Origin of the sequence: Campylobacter ureolyticus ACS-301-V-Sch3b, assembly GCF_000413435.1 — a bacterium.
Lineage (GTDB): Bacteria > Campylobacterota > Campylobacteria > Campylobacterales > Campylobacteraceae > Campylobacter_B > Campylobacter_B ureolyticus_A.
In genome coordinates this window covers 37,826-56,173 of sequence record NZ_KE340328.1, presented here as the reverse complement: position 1 = coordinate 56,173, position 18,348 = coordinate 37,826, and the positions used below count along the sequence as shown (strand labels likewise).

The window sequence follows — 18,348 nt, the reverse complement described above, 5'->3', positions numbered from 1 at the left end:
TAATATGTGGAATAGTTTTAAATAACCTATAAAAAATATTTAATCAAATTTAAGATATAATAAAGTTTTAAAAATTTAATAAACAAAGGGATAAGTTATGAAAAAAATAAATCTTAGTGTCTTTATAATAGCTCTTTTTGTATCTGGATGTAGCGTTTCAAACTGGAATATTGGCAAAACTACAATGCAAAATACAAAAAAAGAAGAAAGTTCTAAACCAAAAGAAGTAAATAATAATAAAAACAACTTCCATATTGACACAATAATAAATACTTGGGGAAATCCAACCTCAACTAGACAAAACTCAGCTGGAAATAAAATCTATATTTGGGAAAACTGCAAACCAACAGGTGCTATGGTTGATGTATGCGATGATGATGGCTGCTCGACAATTCCTGAAAAAAACTGCTGCGAAAGAGCTTTAATAACCGATAAAGATGGATATGTTCAAAATCTAAAAGAAGCTGTGAATAGCTGCATTTAAAAATTTAAAAGCCTTAAAGTTAAGGCTTTTTGCTTAATTTACTTTAACTCGCCCCAGCTTTTTGCAACACAGAGGCTGCTTATTAATGGGACATTTAACTTATAAATATTTTGCATAATGTCCTTAGCTGTCATGCCAAACTCATCAATCATCTCATCTTTTACCTCAAAAATAAGTTCATCGTGAATTTGTAAAAGCATCCTAGCATTTTCGTTTAACAAAGGATAAATTTTTACCATCGCCATTTTTATGATATCGGCTGCACTTCCTTGAAATTTAGTATTAACACTTTCTCTTTCATACATAGCAAATTCCCTAGGTCTAGCATTTGCAAAATCAAAAAATCTTTTTCTTCCTAAAAGAGTAGTTGTAAAACCACTATTTTTAGCACTTGTTTTAATGCTTTCTAAAAACTCTTTTATTGTAACAAAAGCCTTAAAATAACGCTCTATATAGTCTTTTGCCTCATTCCTTGAAATTCCAAGCTCATTTGAAAGTTTATTAGCTCCCATTCCATATATTAGTCCAAAATTTATACTTTTTGCAATAGCTCTTTTATCTTTATCACTGCTTCCAAATATACTAATTGCCGTTCTTGTATGGATATCCTCACCATCATTAAATGCTTTTAAAAGTGATGGATCTTTACTAAAATGAGCCAAAAGCCTAAGCTCAATTTGAGAATAATCAAGCGAAATCAAGCTAAATCCACTTTTAGCAACAAAACAATCCCTTATATCTTTTGCCAAACTTCCTCTTGCTGGGATATTTTGAAGGTTTGGATTTTTAGATGATAATCTTCCTGTACTTGTTCCAGTTTGTAAAAACTGAGTATAAATCCTACCCTCACCACCATTTCTTTTATCCTCCAATGAGTATTTTAAAAGTGGCTCCACATAAGTGCTTGAAAGCTTGTAAAGTTCTCTGTAATCAAGTAGTTTTTTTATAACTTTATGCTCATTTAAAAGTGAGTTTAAAACGCTTTCATCGGTGCTATAGCCGGTTTTTGTTTTTTTCTTAGTTGGTAAATTTAATTTTTCAAAAAGCACTACTCCAAGCTGTTTTGGAGAATTTATATTAAATTTTTCACCACTCAAATCATAAATTTCATTAGTTAGATTTTTAATTTTATCATCTAAGTTAAGACTCATTTCTTTTAACTTTTTTGTGTTTGTCAAAATGCCCAAATTTTCCATATGCAAAAGAACTTTTATAAATGGAAATTCCAAATTTTTAGCTAAATTTAAAAGATTATTATCTAGATTTTTCACAAAATACTTATAAAACTTAAGTGTTATCCAAGCATCTTCAGCTGCATATTTACTAGCATTTTTTAAAGATACATTAGAAAAATTTTCTCCTTTTTTTACAATATTTTCAAATTTAACCGTATCATAATCAAATAATCTTTTTGCTAAATTATCCATTCCAGCACTTTTTTCTGGATTTTCAAGCCATGATAAAATCATAGTATCAAAATAATTCTTAGGCGTATCTATATCAAAATTATGTTTTATAATATCAAAGTCAAATTTTAGATTATGACCAACTAAATTTGAATCATAAAGTTTTAAAATAGCTTTTTTTGCAGTACCTTGATCAATTTGCTTATCCACACCTAAATAGTTGTGATTTAGTGGAACATAGTAAGCTTTATTGTCTTCAAAACAAAATGAAAATCCAACAATTTTATCATTTTTACTATCAAGTCCTGTTGTCTCCGTATCAAAAGCAACAACTGTGTCTTTATCTATTTTCTCTAACACTTCTTTAAGTTTTTTTTCATCATTTAACAAAATAGCTTCAAATTTATCACTATTTTTTTCTAAATTTTCATCATTTTTAATATCATTGTCCCCAAAATTTAAATGGGTTTCCAAAGTAGCTAAAATTTTACTTAGAGAATATCTTTTTAAGATATCTGTAACTTTTAAAAGTGGATTTGAAGTTGGAAATTTAGCGTTTTCTAAATTTGGAATTTCTAAATTATCATATAAGGATGCTAGTTTTTTACTTAAAAAAGCATTTTCTTTGCTTTCAAGAAGTAAATTTTGATGTCTTTTGTTTGGTACTTTATCTAAATTTTCATAAATTTCTTCAATGTTTTTAAACTCATCTAAAAGTTTCTTAGCACCCTTGTCGCCGATACCTTTAACTCCTGGGATATTATCACTACTATCGCCTGTAATTGCTAAAAAATCTCTAATTTGATTTGGATAAACACCATACTTCTCATAGCAAGCCGCACTATCATAAAAAAGTTTTTTTGATGGACTATAAATAGAAACTTTTCCATCTTTTATCAGCTGATAAAGATCTTTATCATGTGTTACAACATTTATAAAAACATCTTCATTTTCTAGCTTTTTTACAGCACTTGCGATGATATCATCAGCCTCATATCCTTCATAAGAAACACTACAAAGTCCCATTTTTTCTATCATATCTATGCAAACTGTAAGCTGGGCTAAAAGTCCATCGGGCGGAGTTTGACGGTTGGCTTTATAGTTTGGATCAATCTCACTTCTAAAAGTTTTCCCCTTGCTATCAAGTGCAAAAATTAAATAATCACTTTTATATTCATTTTGTAAATTTGATATAAAATTTGCAAATCCAAAAACCATAGAACTTGGCTTTCCATCTTTGCTTTTTAAGGAACTCATCGCATAATATAGTCTAAAAAAAAAGCCAAAAGTGTCAATAATCGTAAGTGTTTTCATAAATTTTCCTTAAATTTAGTGATTTTTGTGTATAATTCTATCACAATTTAATTATCTAAGGAGAAAATATGTTTAAAAAAATAATTTTTTGTGCTTTTGTAGGGCTATTTTTGGCAGGTTGTGCAGGAAGCAATGGTGCTTATAAAAACTATTACGGTGTAGTTGCTCCAAAAACAACACTAGAAGTTTTTAAAGATGTAAATGGAAATTCATATAAAATTTATAGCGATGATAACTTTGAAAGTGCAATTTTAAGCGTAACAGACCTAGGAACTTTTGATGTTAAAAGAGCTGTTAGTGCAAATGGTATAAGACTTGTTACAAAAGATGAAAAAGTTGAAATTTTCTATAGAAACAATGAAGGAGTTTTCAACATAAACGGTAAAGAAAAACCAATTTTTAAATAAGATTTTAAAATTTAGAGGCAAAAGCTGCCTCTAAATTTATATATTTTTTTAAAATTTCATATTTTTAGCCAAAGCATTATTTGTATGAGTTTTTAATTTTTTATATCATTTTTAATATCTAATTCTTAATCATATCAGGCTTTGATAAAGAATTCTAAAAGCTTAAATTTACAACTTGCTTTTTAATAAAAATTTTAAATTTGAATTGCTAACAAGATAAAATTTATCTGTTTTCTCAAAATTCTTACTTTTTAAAAATAGTTCTAAATTTACATTTTCTATATCTATTAAATATATACTCATCCAAATTTCCCCTTTAAAAAATTAATCCATATTTTTTAATTCTTGCACCAAAAACTCACCTGTGTAAGAGCCTGTTTTTTTATAGTTTTTAGCAAGTTCTTTTGGAGTTCCAGCAGCTATAATTTTACCACCTTTACTTCCACCTTCTGGTCCCATATCTACAATATAATCAGCATTTTTTATAATATCCATATTATGCTCAATTACAAAAACTGAATTTCCAAGATCGACTAAATGACCCAAAACTCCAACAAGTTTATCAACATCTGCAAAGTGAAGTCCAGTGGTTGGTTCATCTAAAATATAAAGAGTCTTGCCAGTATCTGCTTTACTTAACTCTTTTGCAAGCTTTACTCTTTGAGCTTCGCCACCACTTAGAGTAGTTGCATTTTGCCCCAAAGTTACATAACCAAGCCCAACATCTTTCATAGTTTTTAGTTTTGCTTTTATCTTTGGAACTGCTTTAAAAAACTCAAAAGCCTCATCCACGCTCATTGCCAAAACCTCAGCTATGTTTTTTCCTTTATATAAAATTTCCAAAGTTTGATCGTTGTAGCGAGTTCCATGACAAGTATCACACTCAACAGTAATATCTGGCAAAAAGTGCATTTCTATCTTTATAACACCATCACCACTACATTTTTCGCATCTTCCACCTTTTACATTAAAGCTAAATCTGCCTATTTTATAACCTCTTGCTTTTGCTTCTTTAGTTTGTGCAAATAAATTTCTTATCTCATCCATTACGCCAGTATAAGTTGCTGGATTGCTTCTTGGGGTTCTTCCTATTGGACTTTGATCAAGATAGATAACTTTATCTAAATTTTGTAGTCCTTCAATTTTTGCACTTTTTAAAGTTTTTACTTTTCTAGCATGATTTAACTCTTCTAATGCCGTTGGTAAAAGAGTTTGAAGTAAAAGTGAGCTTTTTCCACTTCCGCTAACACCTGTTAAGCAGACTAAATTTCCAAGAGGAAATTTGGCACTTAAATTTGAAATATTATTAATCGTTACATTTTTTAAAGTAAGCCAATTTTCTTGCGGTCTATTTTTTTGATGATTTATTTTTTTTATACCATTTAGATATTTTGCAGTTTGAGTATCGCTTTTTAAGAGCGTTTTTACATCTCCTGCAAATATAACTTCCCCACCTTTTTTTCCAGCAGCTGGTCCGATATCTACTACAAAGTCCGCATTTTCAATAGTTTTTTTATCATGCTCAACAACGATTAAGGTATTTCCTTTATCCCTTAAATCATCAAGTGTTTTAATAAGCTTTAAAGTATCTCTTTCATGAAGCCCAATGCTTGGCTCATCAAGGACATACATAACCCCACTTAAGCCACTTCCTATTTGTGAAGCAATCCTTATCCTTTGAGCCTCTCCACCACTTATAGTCCTACTATCGCGCCCCAAACTTAGATATCCAAGACCCACATTGTTTAAAAACATAAGCCTTTCTCTTATTTCTTTTAGTATTGGCTTTGCAATTGTTTTTTGCTGAGTGCTTAAATAGCTAAAATTTTTATTATTTTTAAAAAACTCAACACAATTTTCTATACTCATATCTATTATGTCGGCTATATTTTTATTAGCAACTAAAACAGCCAAACTTTGTGCTTTTAGCCTATGTCCTTTACAAGTTGGACAAGTTCTTTCTGTCATAAAATCCTCAAAATCACTCTCATTTTTGAGCATTTCATAAACATATTTCAACGCACCTTCAAATTTACGAGTTAATGCATGTCTTTTCCATACAAATTTTATTTCTTTGCTATTTCCATATAAAATAAGTTTTTTATCACTTTCTTTAAGCTCACCATAAGGTATGTTTGTGGGAATATTATTTTGTTCACAAAATGCAATCATAAATTTATGATAATAACTTTTATTAAAGCCATATAGTAGTTTGATAGCACCTTTTTGGACACTATTTTGTTCATTTACTATCTTATTTATATCAATTGTGTATCTAACTCCAAGCCCATCACACTCTTCACAAGCTCCTTTAACTGAGTTAAAGCTAAAAGTCAGTGGCTCAAGCGGTGTAAAAGAAATTTTACAATCAAAACAAGCCATATGCTCGCTATAATGAATATTTGTTTCTTCTACTCCAACCTCATCAGCATTCATCACTTCAACCTCAAGCTCCCCATAACTTAAATTTAGAGCTTTTTCTACATCTGAGGCAATTCTTTCTTTATTTTCAGCATTTACTACAACTCTATCAATTACAGCAAAAATTGTATGTTTTTTAGTCTTTGAAAGTTTGATATCTTCATCAAGTCTTACCATAACTCCATCAATTTTTGCCCTTATAAAGCCTTTGCTTCTTAGGCTTTCTAGCTCATCAACAAAAGTTCCTTTTTTTTCTCTTGCAATTGGAGATGAGATAATTATTTTAGAATTTTCAGGAAGCTTTAAAATTTCATTTATTATATCGCTTGCACTCATTTTAGAAATTGGCTTACCGCACTTATGACAGTGCTGAACTCCAACTCGTGCAAATAAAAGCCTTAAATAATCATATATCTCAGTTATTGTTCCAACTGTTGAACGAGGGTTTTTAGAAGTTGTTTTTTGGTCAATCGCAATGGCTGGAGTAAGTCCATTTATCTTATCAACATCTGGTTTTCCAGCCCTATCTAAAAACTGTCTTGCGTATGAACTTAAGCTTTCCATATAACGCCTTTGTCCTTCGGCATATAAGGTATCAAAGGCAAGTGTGCTTTTTCCACTTCCACTAAGTCCTGTAAAAACCACAAATTTATTCTTTGGAATTTTTAGATTTAAATTTTTTAGATTATTTTCTCTTGCGCCATAAATTTCTATAAAATCGTTCATAATTTTCCTATTCTTTTATAAAATTTCAAATTTGATATTATAACACAAAAATTTTTTTAAGCATAAATAAAAGCATTAATGAATATAGGGCTAAAAGAAGGTTTTTTTGTAATTTTTTATTTACTCTATGGCTTAACTTTATACCAAAATAAACACCCAAAAGAGATCCAAATCCTAACATAATTCCGTATTTAAAATTTACAAGTCCATTTAATGACATACTTATAAATCCCGATATAGAAGAAAATATTACAAAAAATAGTCCCATTGAAATAGCTTTTTTTATATCAAATCCCATAAATCCCACTAAAATAGGTGTTAAAAAAACAGCTCCACCAACACCAGTGCTAACTGCAAAAGCTCCTATAAAAAGCCCTAATAAAAACAAAAGTGGTTTTGAATCAATCTCTTTTTTAGCTTTTCCATTTTTATCATTTTCTTGGGAAAAGAAAAATTTTAAAATTGAAATTAAAAGCACAAATGATAGAAAAATTTCTAAGACTATTTCACTAACATTTGATACGATAAATCCACTAAAAATAGCCCCTACAAATCCTCCAAAACTAACAAAAATTCCCTCATTTATCCTAAGTTTTCCAGCTTTATAATTAAGATATGAGCCAAAAATAGAGCTAAAAAGCATCTGCACAACTGAAACTCCAACTGCAGTTTTTATACTATATCCCATAAAAATCATAGTTGGCACAACAACACTTCCACCACCTATACCAAAAAAACCTGAGACTATACCAACAACAGTTCCAAACACCAAAAATATAAAAATATCAAATAAGCTTTCCATAAATTTTCCAAAAATAAAAATATAAAAATTGTATCAAAAAGTAGTTAAATATAAGCAAAAGTTATTTTTTGATATAATACGCAAAATTTGCTTTTAGGGATTTTATGTTTTTTTTAAAAACTATTATTTTGCCATATAAATATTTTAAAAGTTTTGTAGCTGTAAATTTGATTAGTTTTACAAAATTTAGCAAAAAAAGGAATAAAATATGCAAGATTTTGCACCATTTATGATAAAACTACAAAAAGGTTATCCGCTTGATAGTAGCGATTATGAGATAATTTGTGAAACGATACATAATAAAGATTATGACATAGTTCAACTTGGGGGACTTTTAGTTTTAATAAGTGAAAAAAGTCTTTACCCAGATAGCCTAGCTGCCTTTGTTAAAAATATCTTAAAATACTCAGTTACTTATAATAATCCAAATGATTATTTTGACATAGTAGGAACTGGTGGAGATAAGTTAAAAACGATAAATGTTTCAACAACTTGTGCGTTTATTTTAGCAGCTCTTGGCGTGAAAGTAGCCAAACACGGAAATAGAGCAATAACTAGTAAAAGCGGAAGTAGTGATGCATTATCAGCCTTAAATATCCCCTTTAGCTCAAGCATAGAAGAAAATGATAAACTCATAGAAAAAGCAAATTTAGCCTTTTTTCATGCGCCGTTTTTTCATAAAATTACAGCCGAAGTTAAAGAAGTTCGCAACCGCTTAAAAATAGGCACTGTTTTTAATATACTAGGACCACTTTTAAATCCAAATTTAAGTCTTACATATCAACTAGCTGGAAACTACCTAGAAGAAGTTAATGGCTTAATGGCTGAAACTTTGATGCATCTAGGAAGAAAACACGCTTTGGTAGTTCATGGAATGGATGGAATGGATGAGATAACAATTTGCGATGAAACACTAATTCATGAAGTAAAAGATGGTAAAATTTTAGAATATAAAATCACGCCCGAGCAATTTGGCTTTCAAAGAGCGTTTCACAAAGATGTCGAAGGTGGCACAGGTGATGAAAATGCCAAAATTTTAGAAGCAACTTTAAAGGGTGAAATAAGTGGAGCAAAATTTGACATAGTTATATTAAATTCAATGTTTGGAATGTATTGTGCCGATAAAGTTAAAAGCCCAAATGACGCAAAAGAAATAATCTTAGATGCTATAAAAAGCGGAAAAGTTTGGGAATTTTATCAAAATTATAAGAGTTTAAATAAGGCTTAATGTGGAAAAAATAGAGGTTAAAATTTGTGGTATTAAAAGCCTAGATGAGGCAAAAAGCATTATAAATTTAGATATTGATTATTTAGGTGTTATTTTTGCCCAATCAATTAGAAAAGTTAACCTTAAAACAGCTACCGAGATTTCAACCTTTGTAAAAAATAGTGGTAAAAAATGCGTTGGTGTTTTTGCAAATTTAACAGAAGATGAAATTTTAAACAACTCACTAAAAGCAAAGCTTTATGCAGCTCAAATTTATGGAGATTATAGTTTAAATTTATATGAGAATTTAAATAAAAACAATATAAAAGTTTGGAAAGTTTTTAGCGTTTTAGATGTTTTGCCAAATTTGGAAAATTTTAAATTTGATTTAGCACTATTTGATTATAAAGGAAAAAAACTTGGTGGAAATGGAGTTAGTTTTTGTTGGGAAATTTTAAAAAATTTAGAACCATTTAGTTTTATTATGGCTGGAGGAATAGGCTCTGGCAATGTCTTAGAGGCTGCAAAGCATAATCCAAAAATTTTAGATATAAATAGCCTTGTTGAAGATAAAAATGGTATAAAAGATCCTAAATTAATAATTGAAATTTTAAAAATTCTAAAAGAAAATGGATATAAGTAGTAAATATTAGCTTAAATTTAAATAAATTTATATATAATCATACAAAAAAAAGAAGGTAACACATGAATAAAAAAGCATATTTTGGTGATTTTGGCGGTCAATTTATACCAGAAACCGCAATGTTTGCAGTTGAAGAGCTTGAAAATGCATATAAAAAAATAGCAAAATCAAAAGAGTTTAAAGATGAGCTTAATTATCTTTTAAAAGAGTATGTTGGACGTCCAACTCCTTTATATCATGCAAAAAATTTAAGCAAATACTACGGACATGAAATTTATTTAAAAAGAGAAGATTTAAATCACACAGGAGCACATAAAATAAACAACGCCCTAGGCCAAACTTTACTAGCTAAAAAAATGGGCAAAAAGAAAGTGATTGCTGAAACAGGAGCTGGACAGCACGGAGTAGCTACAGCTACAGCTGCAGCACTTTTAGGACTTGAATGTGATGTTTATATGGGCGAAGTAGATGCCAAAAGACAAGAGCTCAATAAATTTCGAATGAAACTTCTAGGTGCAAATGTAGTTGAAATAAAAGATGGTTTAAAAACATTAAAAGAAGCTACCACAGCGGCAATCCAAGCATGGGTTAATGAAATAGAAAGTGTTTTTTATGTAATTGGCTCAGTCGTTGGACCATACCCATATCCTACTATGGTAAGGGATTTTCAAAGCATAATTGGAAATGAAACAAAAGCTCAACTAAAAGAAAAAGGCATAAATGCTGATTATATAATCGCTTGTGTTGGTGGTGGAAGCAATGCAATGGGAATATTTTCAGCTTTTTTAGATGATAAAAATATAAATTTAATAGGGGTTGAAGCAGGCGGACTTGGAGCAAACACACCATACAACGCAGCAACTCTTACAAATGGAAAAGAAGGAATAATACACGGTATGAAAACTATCGTTTTGCAGGATAAATTTGGTAGAATTTTACCTGTACATAGTATTTCTGCAGGACTTGATTATCCTGGTGTTGGACCAGAACATTCAAATTTATTTAAAACAAAAAGAGCAAATTATTATGCAGTAACTGATGATGAGTGCATAAATGCTTTAAAACTTCTATCACAAAAAGAAGGGATCATACCAGCTATTGAAAGCGCTCATGCTCTAGCATATTTAGAAAAACTTTGCCCTAAACTAGACAAAAAATCAACAATAGTTGTAAATGTTTCAGGTAGAGGCGATAAAGATATGGATACTGTGATGAACTATAAAAAAGGAAGAATTTATGGATAAAATAAAAGAGTCTTTTGACAAAAAATTAAAAAATGGTAAAAAAGCAAATATTGGCTATATCGTGGCTGGCTATCCAGATTTAAACTATACAAAAGAACTTATTAATAATCTTGATAAGTGCTCAATTGACATTCTTGAGCTTGGTATTCCATATACTGATCCTTTGGCTGATGGAAAAGTCATTTTTGATGCAAGCTTTAAAGCTTGTCGAAATGATGTAAATACTGATAAAGTATTTGAAATGTTAAAAGAATGTAAAACTAATAAATGCTTAGTTTTTTTAGTTTATTATAATTTAATTTTTTGCTATGGGTTAGAAAATTTTGTAAAAAAAGCAAAAGAGGTAGGCATTAGCGGTCTTATAGTTCCAGATCTTCCTTGCGAGGAAAGCGATGAGCTTTTTGAAATTTGTAAAAAATATGAAATTAGCTTAATTCCACTTATAAGCATAACGTCAGAATACAGATTAAAAAAACTTTTAGAAAAATCGAGTGGATTTATATATGCAATTGGCTCAATTGGCGTAACAGGTGGCAAACAAACCCCAATAAGCAGACTAAAAAATATGATATCTGATATTAAAAAAGCAAGTGATTTGCCGATTGCTGTTGGTTTTGGTATAAGAACAAATGAGGATGTAAAACTAACTAAAACTTATGCTGATGGAGTTATAGTAGGAACATCTATAGTTAAACTTTTAAGCGAATTTAGCGTTAAAGAAGCTTTAGTAAAAATTGATGAAATCTTTAAGGATTAAAATGAAAAAAGTAATTTTTAGTGTTTTTGTACTATTTAGTTTTTTAAACTCAGCAACTTTGCTGAAATATGATGCTGTCGAAAACGATAATGATGTAGTTTTAAAACTTTTTTTCGACTCAGCTTTTGATGGTGGAATATTTGAAAAAAAAGACAAAGATAGTTTAATTATTATACTTGAAAACACCCAAACAAATGAGAAATTTACAAACCAATTAAACTCAAATATTATAAAAGAATTTGTAATTCAAAACAATAAAAATAATGCCGAAATAAGCATAAAAGGCAGTTCAAATTTAGAAACAAATGCTTCTATCTTACAAGATGGGTTAGAGCTAAATGTCAAATTTACAAATAAAATAGTAAATAACACTAGTAAAGTTTTAAAAGATGATAAAAAAAGTGGTGAAAAATCAAGTGGTATTTATAAGTTTTTAATCGCTATTGTATTTTTAATTTTTATAATAGCTTTTATAATTTATAAAAAAATAAAAAAACAAAACGAAGAATTTGATAGTTTTAGTAACGCTATGGAAGATAGACAAGATAAAGAAGAAGTAAATGAAACATCAAATGATTTAGATGATTATGATGATATTAAAGACGATAAGCCAGATAAAGAAGAAAATTTTGAAGAAAAAATGCTTAGCAAAGAAATAAAAACTCACAATGAGCTTTATAAAAACGAGTATCAAAGCGATGCAAGCATAATTTACCAAGAAAAAATTAGCGATGAAAAAGAAGTTTTACTGATAAAAAGTAATGGGAAAGTATATTTAAGTTTCATACTCCTAGATAGTGAAATTCCACAAAATATCTATGAAAATATGATTGTTGATAAAGATAAATTTAGAGAATTTTTAAAAATTTGCAAAAGTAAAAATGAGATTTAAATTTGGTGTTTAAAACACCAAATTTAATCTAAGAAAATAGAGGTTTTATTATTTTTATCCAATTATCAACTCTTTGCTCGTTCATTTCTTCTTCATTATCATAATCAAGAGCTAGACCAACAAAGTTACCATTATTATTTAAAGCCTCACTTTCATCAAAGCTATATCCATCAGTGCTTATCTCTCCAACTAAATTAGCTCCTGCATTTTTAAGCTCATTAAAGAGCTTAGCCATACCATCGCAAAACTCATCACTATAACCCTGACTATCTCCTACACCAAAAACTGCTACAGTTTTTCCGCTAAGCTTTAGTGAACCAAAATCAAAACTATCCCAATCATCTTGCATATCGCCATTATTCCAAGTAGAAGTACCACAGATTAATTTATCATAACCATTTATAGTATCTGCACTTGTATTTGCCACATCCAAAACATCAGCTTCTATGCCTAGTTTTTCACATATTAGGTTTGCTGCGTTTTCGGTATTTCCCATTGAACTTCCATAAACTATTGCCAAACTCACATTAACTCCTTTGAATTATTTTATTTGTAATTGAATAAGGAACCAACTTTATGCTTTTTTTACCATCTAAAATTGATCCTTGTATTTGTAAATGCCTGCAAAATCCTTTTTGTCTAGGCAAAACTATGTAAATTTCGTGTAACTGGTTACTTAAGCTAAAAGCAAAATTTATTTTTTCTTGTAAATCTTTTTCCTTTAAGTCAAATTTATTAAAGTAAGGCATAACACACAAATATCCGTTATTTGGTTTTTTTAGATATAAAATTTCATCTTTTATAAAAATATTTTTTCCCAGATGGGTTTTATAAATTTTATTAAAAACATAGTTTTTAAACATAAAATCTGCTTCAAAAACGAGTCCTTTTAAGTTTTTATAATAAATCATTTTTATTATCTTAGCTACGCTATCTTTTGGAGTGCTGAGTAAAAAAGAGTAGTTTTTACTAGCATGTTCTTCATAAATTTTATTTGAAATTTTACAAGTTGATTTTTTTGGCAAAAACTCCGCTATATAAAGTAAAAAAATTTCTTCTAAAGAATTAGCTAATTTTGCATATTTTAAAGGAATTTTCAAATCATCTTTTACAAAAGCATTATAAAAAACTAGAAAAAAAAGTCTAATTTCTTCTTTTGAAAATTCCTTAAAAACGCTTGGCACAAACTCACCGCCTCCAGCTAAAAAACCAAATTTCATCTCTTAGCAACCAGTTTTTGAGCAAAATTCTTTATTTAAGTTAAAAATTTTACAAAACTCACAAAACACACAGCTCACACTTCTTTTAGCGCAAACTAAAGGAATTTTTCTTTTCTTAACATCACTTTTAATTTTTCTCATGGTATTGTGATTTAAAAATGAAGTTAACATAACCACACACTCCACATCTTGCGGAATTGACTTTCTATTAACTCTATTTTCATTTCTAGCATCCCAGTGCTCTATCTTACTAGCTCCAAGATCTTTTAAAACAGCCTTAATAGGTGTTATTTCATCGGCTCCTATAACTAAAACTGACATTCATTCTCCTTATTGTTATTTTTAGTTATTATATAGAAATATTGCTTAAAAATCTCTGATACTCATTATCATTTTAAATATTGTTAAAAATTTATTGTGTTTTGCAGTTTTATAATGAAAATATATTTTAAATTAAATGAATTTATTCTAAAGTTTCGAAAGTCTTTATTTAAAAAGACTTTCGAATTTAAATGGGTTTTAAACTAGCTCATCGCTATAATCAGCATTGCAAAGACGTTTTAATTGTTTATATCTTCTTATGGCATCAAGCTTATTTATTTCAAAAAGCTCTTTTGCATGTTCTGGATTTATTTTTTTAAGGGCATTGTATCTAGTCTCATTTAATAAAAACTCTTCATAAAGGTCAAAATTAGGCTCTTTTGAAGTTAGTTTTAAAGGATTCTTGCCCTCTTTTATTAAATCAGGATCATAAGTATAAGTTGGCCAATATCCACATTTTGTGGCAAGCTCTGCTTGATTTCCAGAGTGTCCAAGTCCGCCTTTTATACCATGAGCAATGCACGGGCTATATGCTATAATTAAGCTAGGTCCATCATAAGCTTCAGCTGCGATAATTGCTTTTATTGTATTTGCTTGTGAGGCATTTGAGTTAATTTGCGCAACAAAAATATTTCCATAAGTCATCATCATAATGCCTAGATCTTTTTTTTGCATTCTTTTTCCAGAAGCTGTAAATTGCGCAATAGATCCAGTTCTTGAAGATTTTGAACTTTGTCCGCCAGTATTTGAATAAACCTCTGTATCAAGAACTAAAATATTTATATTTTCTCCACTAGCTAGTGCGTGATCAAGCCCACCAAAACCAATATCATACGCCCAACCATCACCTCCAATAATCCATTGAGAAATATTTGGCAAATAGTCTTTTAAATTTAAAATCTCTTTAACACTTTCAATATTTTGATTTTGTTTTAAAATAGGAACTAATGTTTTTGAAATTTCATTTGATTTAAAAAAGTCAAATTTATTTGTAATCCAATCATTATATAAAGCTTTTAAATTATTTGGGACTTTATCAATATTATCAAGCATTATATTTTCAATTCTATGTCTAATAGTTTCATTTGCTATTTTCATGCCCATACCAAACTCAGCATTGTCTTCAAAAAGCGAATTTGCCCATGCTACACCTTTTCCAGTTTCATCTTTTGTATATGGAGTTGAAGGAGCTGAACCGCCATATATAGAGCTACAACCAGTAGCGTTGGCAATTATTAAATGATCTCCGTAAAGTCTAGTTAAAAGCGTAATATACGGTGTTTCACCACATCCTGGACATGCTCCATGAAATTCAAAATAAGGTCTTGAAAAACCAATACCTTTAACGCTTTGCTTATTCATTAAATCATCTTTATATTTTACATTTTCAAATAAAAAGTCCGCTTTTTCTTGCTCTCCTTTTTTAAGCTCTTCTTCTAAAGGAACCATTACTAAAGATTTTTCTTTACTTGGACAGTTTTGAGCACATAACTCACAGCCAGTGCAATCAAGTGGACTTACTTGAATTTTGTATTTTAACCCTTTTAATTCCTTGCCTTTTGCCTCAAGCAAATCATCACTTAAATTTGCTTTAGCCTCATCATTTTCATCAAGCAAAAAAGCTCTTATAACAGCATGCGGGCATACATAGACGCATTGATTACACTGAATACAGTTTTCTTTTATCCATTTTGGAACGGTTACACCAACACCTCTTTTTTCATATTTTGTAGTTCCTGCTTCAAAACTTCCATCCTCATAACCCAAAAAAGCTGATACTGGCAAATCATCGCCTCTTGCAGCATTCATTGGTTTTACGATGTTTTCTACAAATTCACTTCCTTTATAAAAGTCTTCTTTTTTTATCTCATCTTCTAAATTTATCCATTCTTTATCAACTTTTACTTGAACTAACTTATCTGCTCCTTCATCAATTGCCTTATAGTTCATCTCAATTATTTTATCGCCTTTTTTGCCATAAGTTTTTTTAGCATATTCTTTCATATAGTTTTTTGCTTCATCAAAAGGTATGATATTGGCTAGTTTAAAAAATGCTGATTGCATAATAGTATTTGTTCTATTTCCAAGACCGATATCATGAGCTAATTTTGTAGCATTTATAATAAAGAAATTTACATTTTTTAAAGCTAATATTTTTTTAACTTTATTTGGTAGTTTTTCAACTGTTTCCTTGGCATCCCAAATTGAATTTAAAAGAAAAGTTCCATTTTCTCTAATGCCATCAATAACATCATAAATTTCCAAATATGAAGCAACTGAACAGGCAACAAAGTGTGGGTTTGATACAAGATATGTTGATCTAATAGGCTTTTTGCCAAATCTTAAATGACTTCTTGTATATCCGCCTGATTTTTTACTATCATAAGCAAAATATGCCTGTGCATAAAGATTAGTTTTATCTCCAATTATTTTAATAGAATTTTTATTTGCTCCAACTGTTCCATCAGCCCCAAGCCCGTAAAACAAGCACTCTATGTCATCATCATTTCCAAGCGATATTTTTTCTCCAACCTTAAGAGAAGTATGAGTGACATCATCGTTAATTCCAATTGTAAATCCATTTTTAGGATTATCTTTTTTTAACTCATCAAATACTGCTATAAGTTGTGCTGGATCAGTATCTTTTGAACTAAGCCCGTATCTTCCACCTACTATTAATGGTGCATTATCATTTCCATAAAATGCTGCTTTAACATCTAAATAAAGTGGCTCACCAATGCTGCCTGGCTCTTTTGTGCGATCTAATACTGCTATTTTTTGAACACTTTTTGGCATAACATCAAAAAGATATTTTAAACTAAATGGTCTATAAAGATGAACTTTTATAAGGCCTACTTTTTCACCTTTTTTATTTAAATAATCAACAACTTCTTCTAATGCTTGATTAACTGAACCCATAGCTATGATAATACGAGTTGCATCATGCTCCCCGTAGTAATTAAATGGCCTATAATCTCTTCCAGTAATTTTTGAAATTTCTTTTAAATAATTAGCCACAATATCGGGAAGTTCATCATAAAATCTGTTTGATAGCTCTCTTGTTTGAAAATAAATATCATCATTTTGTGCAGTTCCTCTTGTTTTTGGGTGGTTAGGATTTAGAGCATTATCCCTAAATTCTTTTACTGCATCCTTATCTAAAAGTTTTTCAAAATCATTATAATCAATAACTTCAACTTTTTGAATTTCATGGCTTGTTCTAAAACCATCAAAAAAATGCAAAAATGGAACCTTACCCTTAATAGCTGAAAGATGTGCAACTCCTGCTAAGTCCATAACCTCTTGCACACTATCACTTGCTAACATTGCAAAACCTGTTTGTCTACAGGCATAAATATCTTGGTGATCTCCAAATATAGAAAGTGCTTGAGCTGCCAAAGATCTAGCTGCAACATGTATAACACAAGGAAGATGTTGCCCTGCTATTTTATACATGTTTGGAATTTTGAGTAAAAGCCCTTGTGATGCTGTGTAAGTTGTTGTCAAAGCTCCTACTTGAAGTGAGCCATGAACTGAGCCAGCAGCGCCAGCTTCACTTTGCATTTCTACAACTTTAACAGGCATTCCAAAAATATTTTTTTTACCCATACTTGCCCAAACATCTGTGTAATCAGCCATTGGAGAACTTGGGGTTATTGGATAAATTCCAGCAACTTCAGTAAAAGCGTATGATGCGTATGCCGCTGCTTCGTTTCCATCCATTGTTTTTGTTATTTTATTATTCATATTTATATCTGCTCCTTTGGTTTTTTCAACTAAGTATAATTATGATATTTTATCTAAAATTGTTAAAAAAAAGGTGAACAGAAAATAAGCAGTTTAAAAAAAGTTAGAGTTATAAATTTTTTATATATAAAACAGCTTCTAGCGGAGTTTTAAAAATATTAGTGCTATAGTTTTTTAAATCATCAAATTTACCATATCCACAAGTTAATCCTATGCCATTTACATTGGCATTTTTAGCTGCTTCTAGATCCATTATAGTATCACCAATCATAAAAATATTATTTTTTGATATGTTTTGATTTATAAAATTTAATGCCTTATTTATAGGCTCGGCATTTGGTTTTGGAAAAGTTACATCATCTCTTCCAATGATAACTTTAAAATACTCTCCAACACCAAGCTCATCAAGTAAAATTTTAGAATATAAAGAAGTTTTAGTAGTTACAACTCCTAAAATAGCAAATTTATTGGCTTCTAAAATAGCTTTTCTTGCGGCTGGAAGTAAAATAGTAGTGTTTAAATAAGTTGATTTATAGTGTTTTTTATATGATAGAACAAAATCACCAACTATATCTTTATTTACACCTAAATTTTCAAACATAAACTCAAGCGGATGACCAATCAAATTTAAAACTTTATCATCACCTGGATAGCATTTATCATGAATATTAAAAGCGTATTTAAAACCATCTAGTATGGATTTAGTAGAATCAATAAGTGTCCCATCAAGATCAAATAATATAATTTTTTGCATATA

The 18,348-nt window shown here is 29.6% G+C and carries 15 protein-coding genes and 1 pseudogene; 7 read left to right on the top strand and 9 right to left on the bottom strand.

The annotated features are described in order from the left end of the window. Nucleotides 1–97 precede the first annotated feature (97 nt). Nucleotides 98–484 (top strand): hypothetical protein, encoded by a 387-nt coding sequence (locus HMPREF9309_RS07540; RefSeq protein ID WP_016647347.1) that lies wholly within the window; start codon nt 98–100, stop codon nt 482–484. Between the two features lie 38 nt (nt 485–522). Here the strand turns inward: HMPREF9309_RS07540 and polA are convergent, their stop codons facing one another. After that, entirely contained in the window at nt 523–3,204 is a 2,682-nt protein-coding gene (polA, locus tag HMPREF9309_RS07535) for a DNA polymerase I (protein ID WP_016647346.1), read from the bottom strand. A 68-nt stretch (nt 3,205–3,272) separates the two neighbouring features. Between polA and HMPREF9309_RS07530 the strand changes: the two genes are divergently transcribed. Next, entirely contained in the window at nt 3,273–3,611 is a 339-nt protein-coding gene (locus HMPREF9309_RS07530) for a hypothetical protein (RefSeq protein ID WP_016647345.1), read from the top strand. Between the two features lie 168 nt (nt 3,612–3,779). Here HMPREF9309_RS07530 and HMPREF9309_RS09235 read toward each other — a convergent pair whose 3' ends face one another. From HMPREF9309_RS09235 to HMPREF9309_RS07520, 3 genes are read right to left on the bottom strand one after another with little or no spacing between them, the layout of a single operon-like run. After that, the gene (locus HMPREF9309_RS09235; protein WP_016647344.1) at nt 3,780–3,914 is read right to left on the bottom strand and encodes a hypothetical protein; all 135 of its coding nucleotides are present in this window, start codon (nt 3,912–3,914) and stop codon (nt 3,780–3,782) included. A 21-nt stretch (nt 3,915–3,935) separates the two neighbouring features. Next, complete coding sequence (gene uvrA, locus HMPREF9309_RS07525; protein ID WP_016647343.1) at nt 3,936–6,758, bottom strand: excinuclease ABC subunit UvrA; 2,823 nt, start codon at nt 6,756–6,758, stop codon at nt 3,936–3,938. Between the two features lie 37 nt (nt 6,759–6,795). Then, nucleotides 6,796–7,560: a sulfite exporter TauE/SafE family protein gene (locus HMPREF9309_RS07520; protein WP_016647342.1), complete on the bottom strand. Its 765-nt coding sequence runs from the start codon at nt 7,558–7,560 to the stop codon at nt 6,796–6,798. Nucleotides 7,561–7,774: 214 nt separating this feature from the next. Between HMPREF9309_RS07520 and trpD the strand changes: the two are divergent. The 5 genes and pseudogenes from trpD to HMPREF9309_RS07495 form a co-directional block, all read left to right on the top strand. Continuing rightward, nucleotides 7,775–8,788, top strand: a pseudogene (gene trpD / locus HMPREF9309_RS07515) (anthranilate phosphoribosyltransferase); the annotation flags it as partial. Between the two features lies 1 nt (nt 8,789). After that, on the top strand, nt 8,790–9,410 hold the full coding sequence (locus HMPREF9309_RS07510) for a phosphoribosylanthranilate isomerase (protein ID WP_016647340.1): 621 nt from the start codon (nt 8,790–8,792) through the stop codon (nt 9,408–9,410). Nucleotides 9,411–9,472: 62 nt separating this feature from the next. After that, complete coding sequence (gene trpB, locus HMPREF9309_RS07505; RefSeq protein ID WP_016647339.1) at nt 9,473–10,654, top strand: tryptophan synthase subunit beta; 1,182 nt, start codon at nt 9,473–9,475, stop codon at nt 10,652–10,654. Next, nucleotides 10,647–11,411 carry a tryptophan synthase subunit alpha gene (trpA, locus tag HMPREF9309_RS07500; RefSeq protein ID WP_016647338.1) on the top strand — a complete coding sequence of 255 codons (765 nt, stop codon included), beginning with the start codon at nt 10,647–10,649 and terminating at the stop codon, nt 11,409–11,411. The genes trpB and trpA overlap by 8 nt, the downstream gene beginning before the upstream one ends. Nucleotide 11,412: 1 nt before the next feature. Next, nucleotides 11,413–12,303: a hypothetical protein gene (locus HMPREF9309_RS07495; protein WP_016647337.1), complete on the top strand. Its 891-nt coding sequence runs from the start codon at nt 11,413–11,415 to the stop codon at nt 12,301–12,303. Between the two features lie 28 nt (nt 12,304–12,331). On the opposite strand, the gene fldA is transcribed toward HMPREF9309_RS07495, so the two are convergent. The 5 genes from fldA to HMPREF9309_RS07470 all read right to left on the bottom strand — a co-directional run bounded on the left by fldA (nt 12,332) and on the right by HMPREF9309_RS07470 (nt 18,345). Beyond that, complete coding sequence (fldA, locus tag HMPREF9309_RS07490) at nt 12,332–12,829, bottom strand: flavodoxin FldA (protein WP_016647336.1); 498 nt, start codon at nt 12,827–12,829, stop codon at nt 12,332–12,334. 1 nt (nt 12,830) lies between these two features. Then, on the bottom strand, nt 12,831–13,523 hold the full coding sequence (locus HMPREF9309_RS07485) for a hypothetical protein (protein ID WP_016647335.1): 693 nt from the start codon (nt 13,521–13,523) through the stop codon (nt 12,831–12,833). Nucleotides 13,524–13,526: 3 nt separating this feature from the next. Continuing rightward, nucleotides 13,527–13,844: a DUF2325 domain-containing protein gene (locus tag HMPREF9309_RS07480; protein WP_016647334.1), complete on the bottom strand. Its 318-nt coding sequence runs from the start codon at nt 13,842–13,844 to the stop codon at nt 13,527–13,529. A 198-nt stretch (nt 13,845–14,042) separates the two neighbouring features. Then, entirely contained in the window at nt 14,043–17,591 is a 3,549-nt protein-coding gene (gene nifJ / locus HMPREF9309_RS07475; protein ID WP_016647333.1) for a pyruvate:ferredoxin (flavodoxin) oxidoreductase, read from the bottom strand. 109 nt (nt 17,592–17,700) lie between these two features. Continuing rightward, on the bottom strand, nt 17,701–18,345 hold the full coding sequence (locus tag HMPREF9309_RS07470) for an HAD family hydrolase (protein WP_016647332.1): 645 nt from the start codon (nt 18,343–18,345) through the stop codon (nt 17,701–17,703). Nucleotides 18,346–18,348 lie beyond the last annotated feature (3 nt).

What these genes read in the sequence shown, in the direction of transcription:
- HMPREF9309_RS07485 (WP_016647335.1), bottom strand. Translation starts at nt 13,523, where the DNA reads ATGAAATTTGGTTTTTTAGCTGGAGGCGGTGAGTTTGTGCCAAGCGTT.
- uvrA (WP_016647343.1), bottom strand. Translation starts at nt 6,758, where the DNA reads ATGAACGATTTTATAGAAATTTATGGCGCAAGAGAAAATAATCTAAAA.
- HMPREF9309_RS07470 (WP_016647332.1), bottom strand. Translation starts at nt 18,345, where the DNA reads ATGCAAAAAATTATATTATTTGATCTTGATGGGACACTTATTGATTCT.
- HMPREF9309_RS07480 (WP_016647334.1), bottom strand. Translation starts at nt 13,844, where the DNA reads ATGTCAGTTTTAGTTATAGGAGCCGATGAAATAACACCTATTAAGGCT.
- HMPREF9309_RS07520 (WP_016647342.1), bottom strand. Translation starts at nt 7,560, where the DNA reads ATGGAAAGCTTATTTGATATTTTTATATTTTTGGTGTTTGGAACTGTT.
- nifJ (WP_016647333.1), bottom strand. Translation starts at nt 17,591, where the DNA reads ATGAATAATAAAATAACAAAAACAATGGATGGAAACGAAGCAGCGGCA.
- polA (WP_016647346.1), bottom strand. Translation starts at nt 3,204, where the DNA reads ATGAAAACACTTACGATTATTGACACTTTTGGCTTTTTTTTTAGACTA.
- HMPREF9309_RS07530 (WP_016647345.1), top strand. Translation starts at nt 3,273, where the DNA reads ATGTTTAAAAAAATAATTTTTTGTGCTTTTGTAGGGCTATTTTTGGCA.
- trpA (WP_016647338.1), top strand. Translation starts at nt 10,647, where the DNA reads ATGGATAAAATAAAAGAGTCTTTTGACAAAAAATTAAAAAATGGTAAA.
- trpB (WP_016647339.1), top strand. Translation starts at nt 9,473, where the DNA reads ATGAATAAAAAAGCATATTTTGGTGATTTTGGCGGTCAATTTATACCA.
- HMPREF9309_RS07540 (WP_016647347.1), top strand. Translation starts at nt 98, where the DNA reads ATGAAAAAAATAAATCTTAGTGTCTTTATAATAGCTCTTTTTGTATCT.
- HMPREF9309_RS07495 (WP_016647337.1), top strand. Translation starts at nt 11,413, where the DNA reads ATGAAAAAAGTAATTTTTAGTGTTTTTGTACTATTTAGTTTTTTAAAC.
- HMPREF9309_RS09235 (WP_016647344.1), bottom strand. Translation starts at nt 3,914, where the DNA reads ATGAGTATATATTTAATAGATATAGAAAATGTAAATTTAGAACTATTT.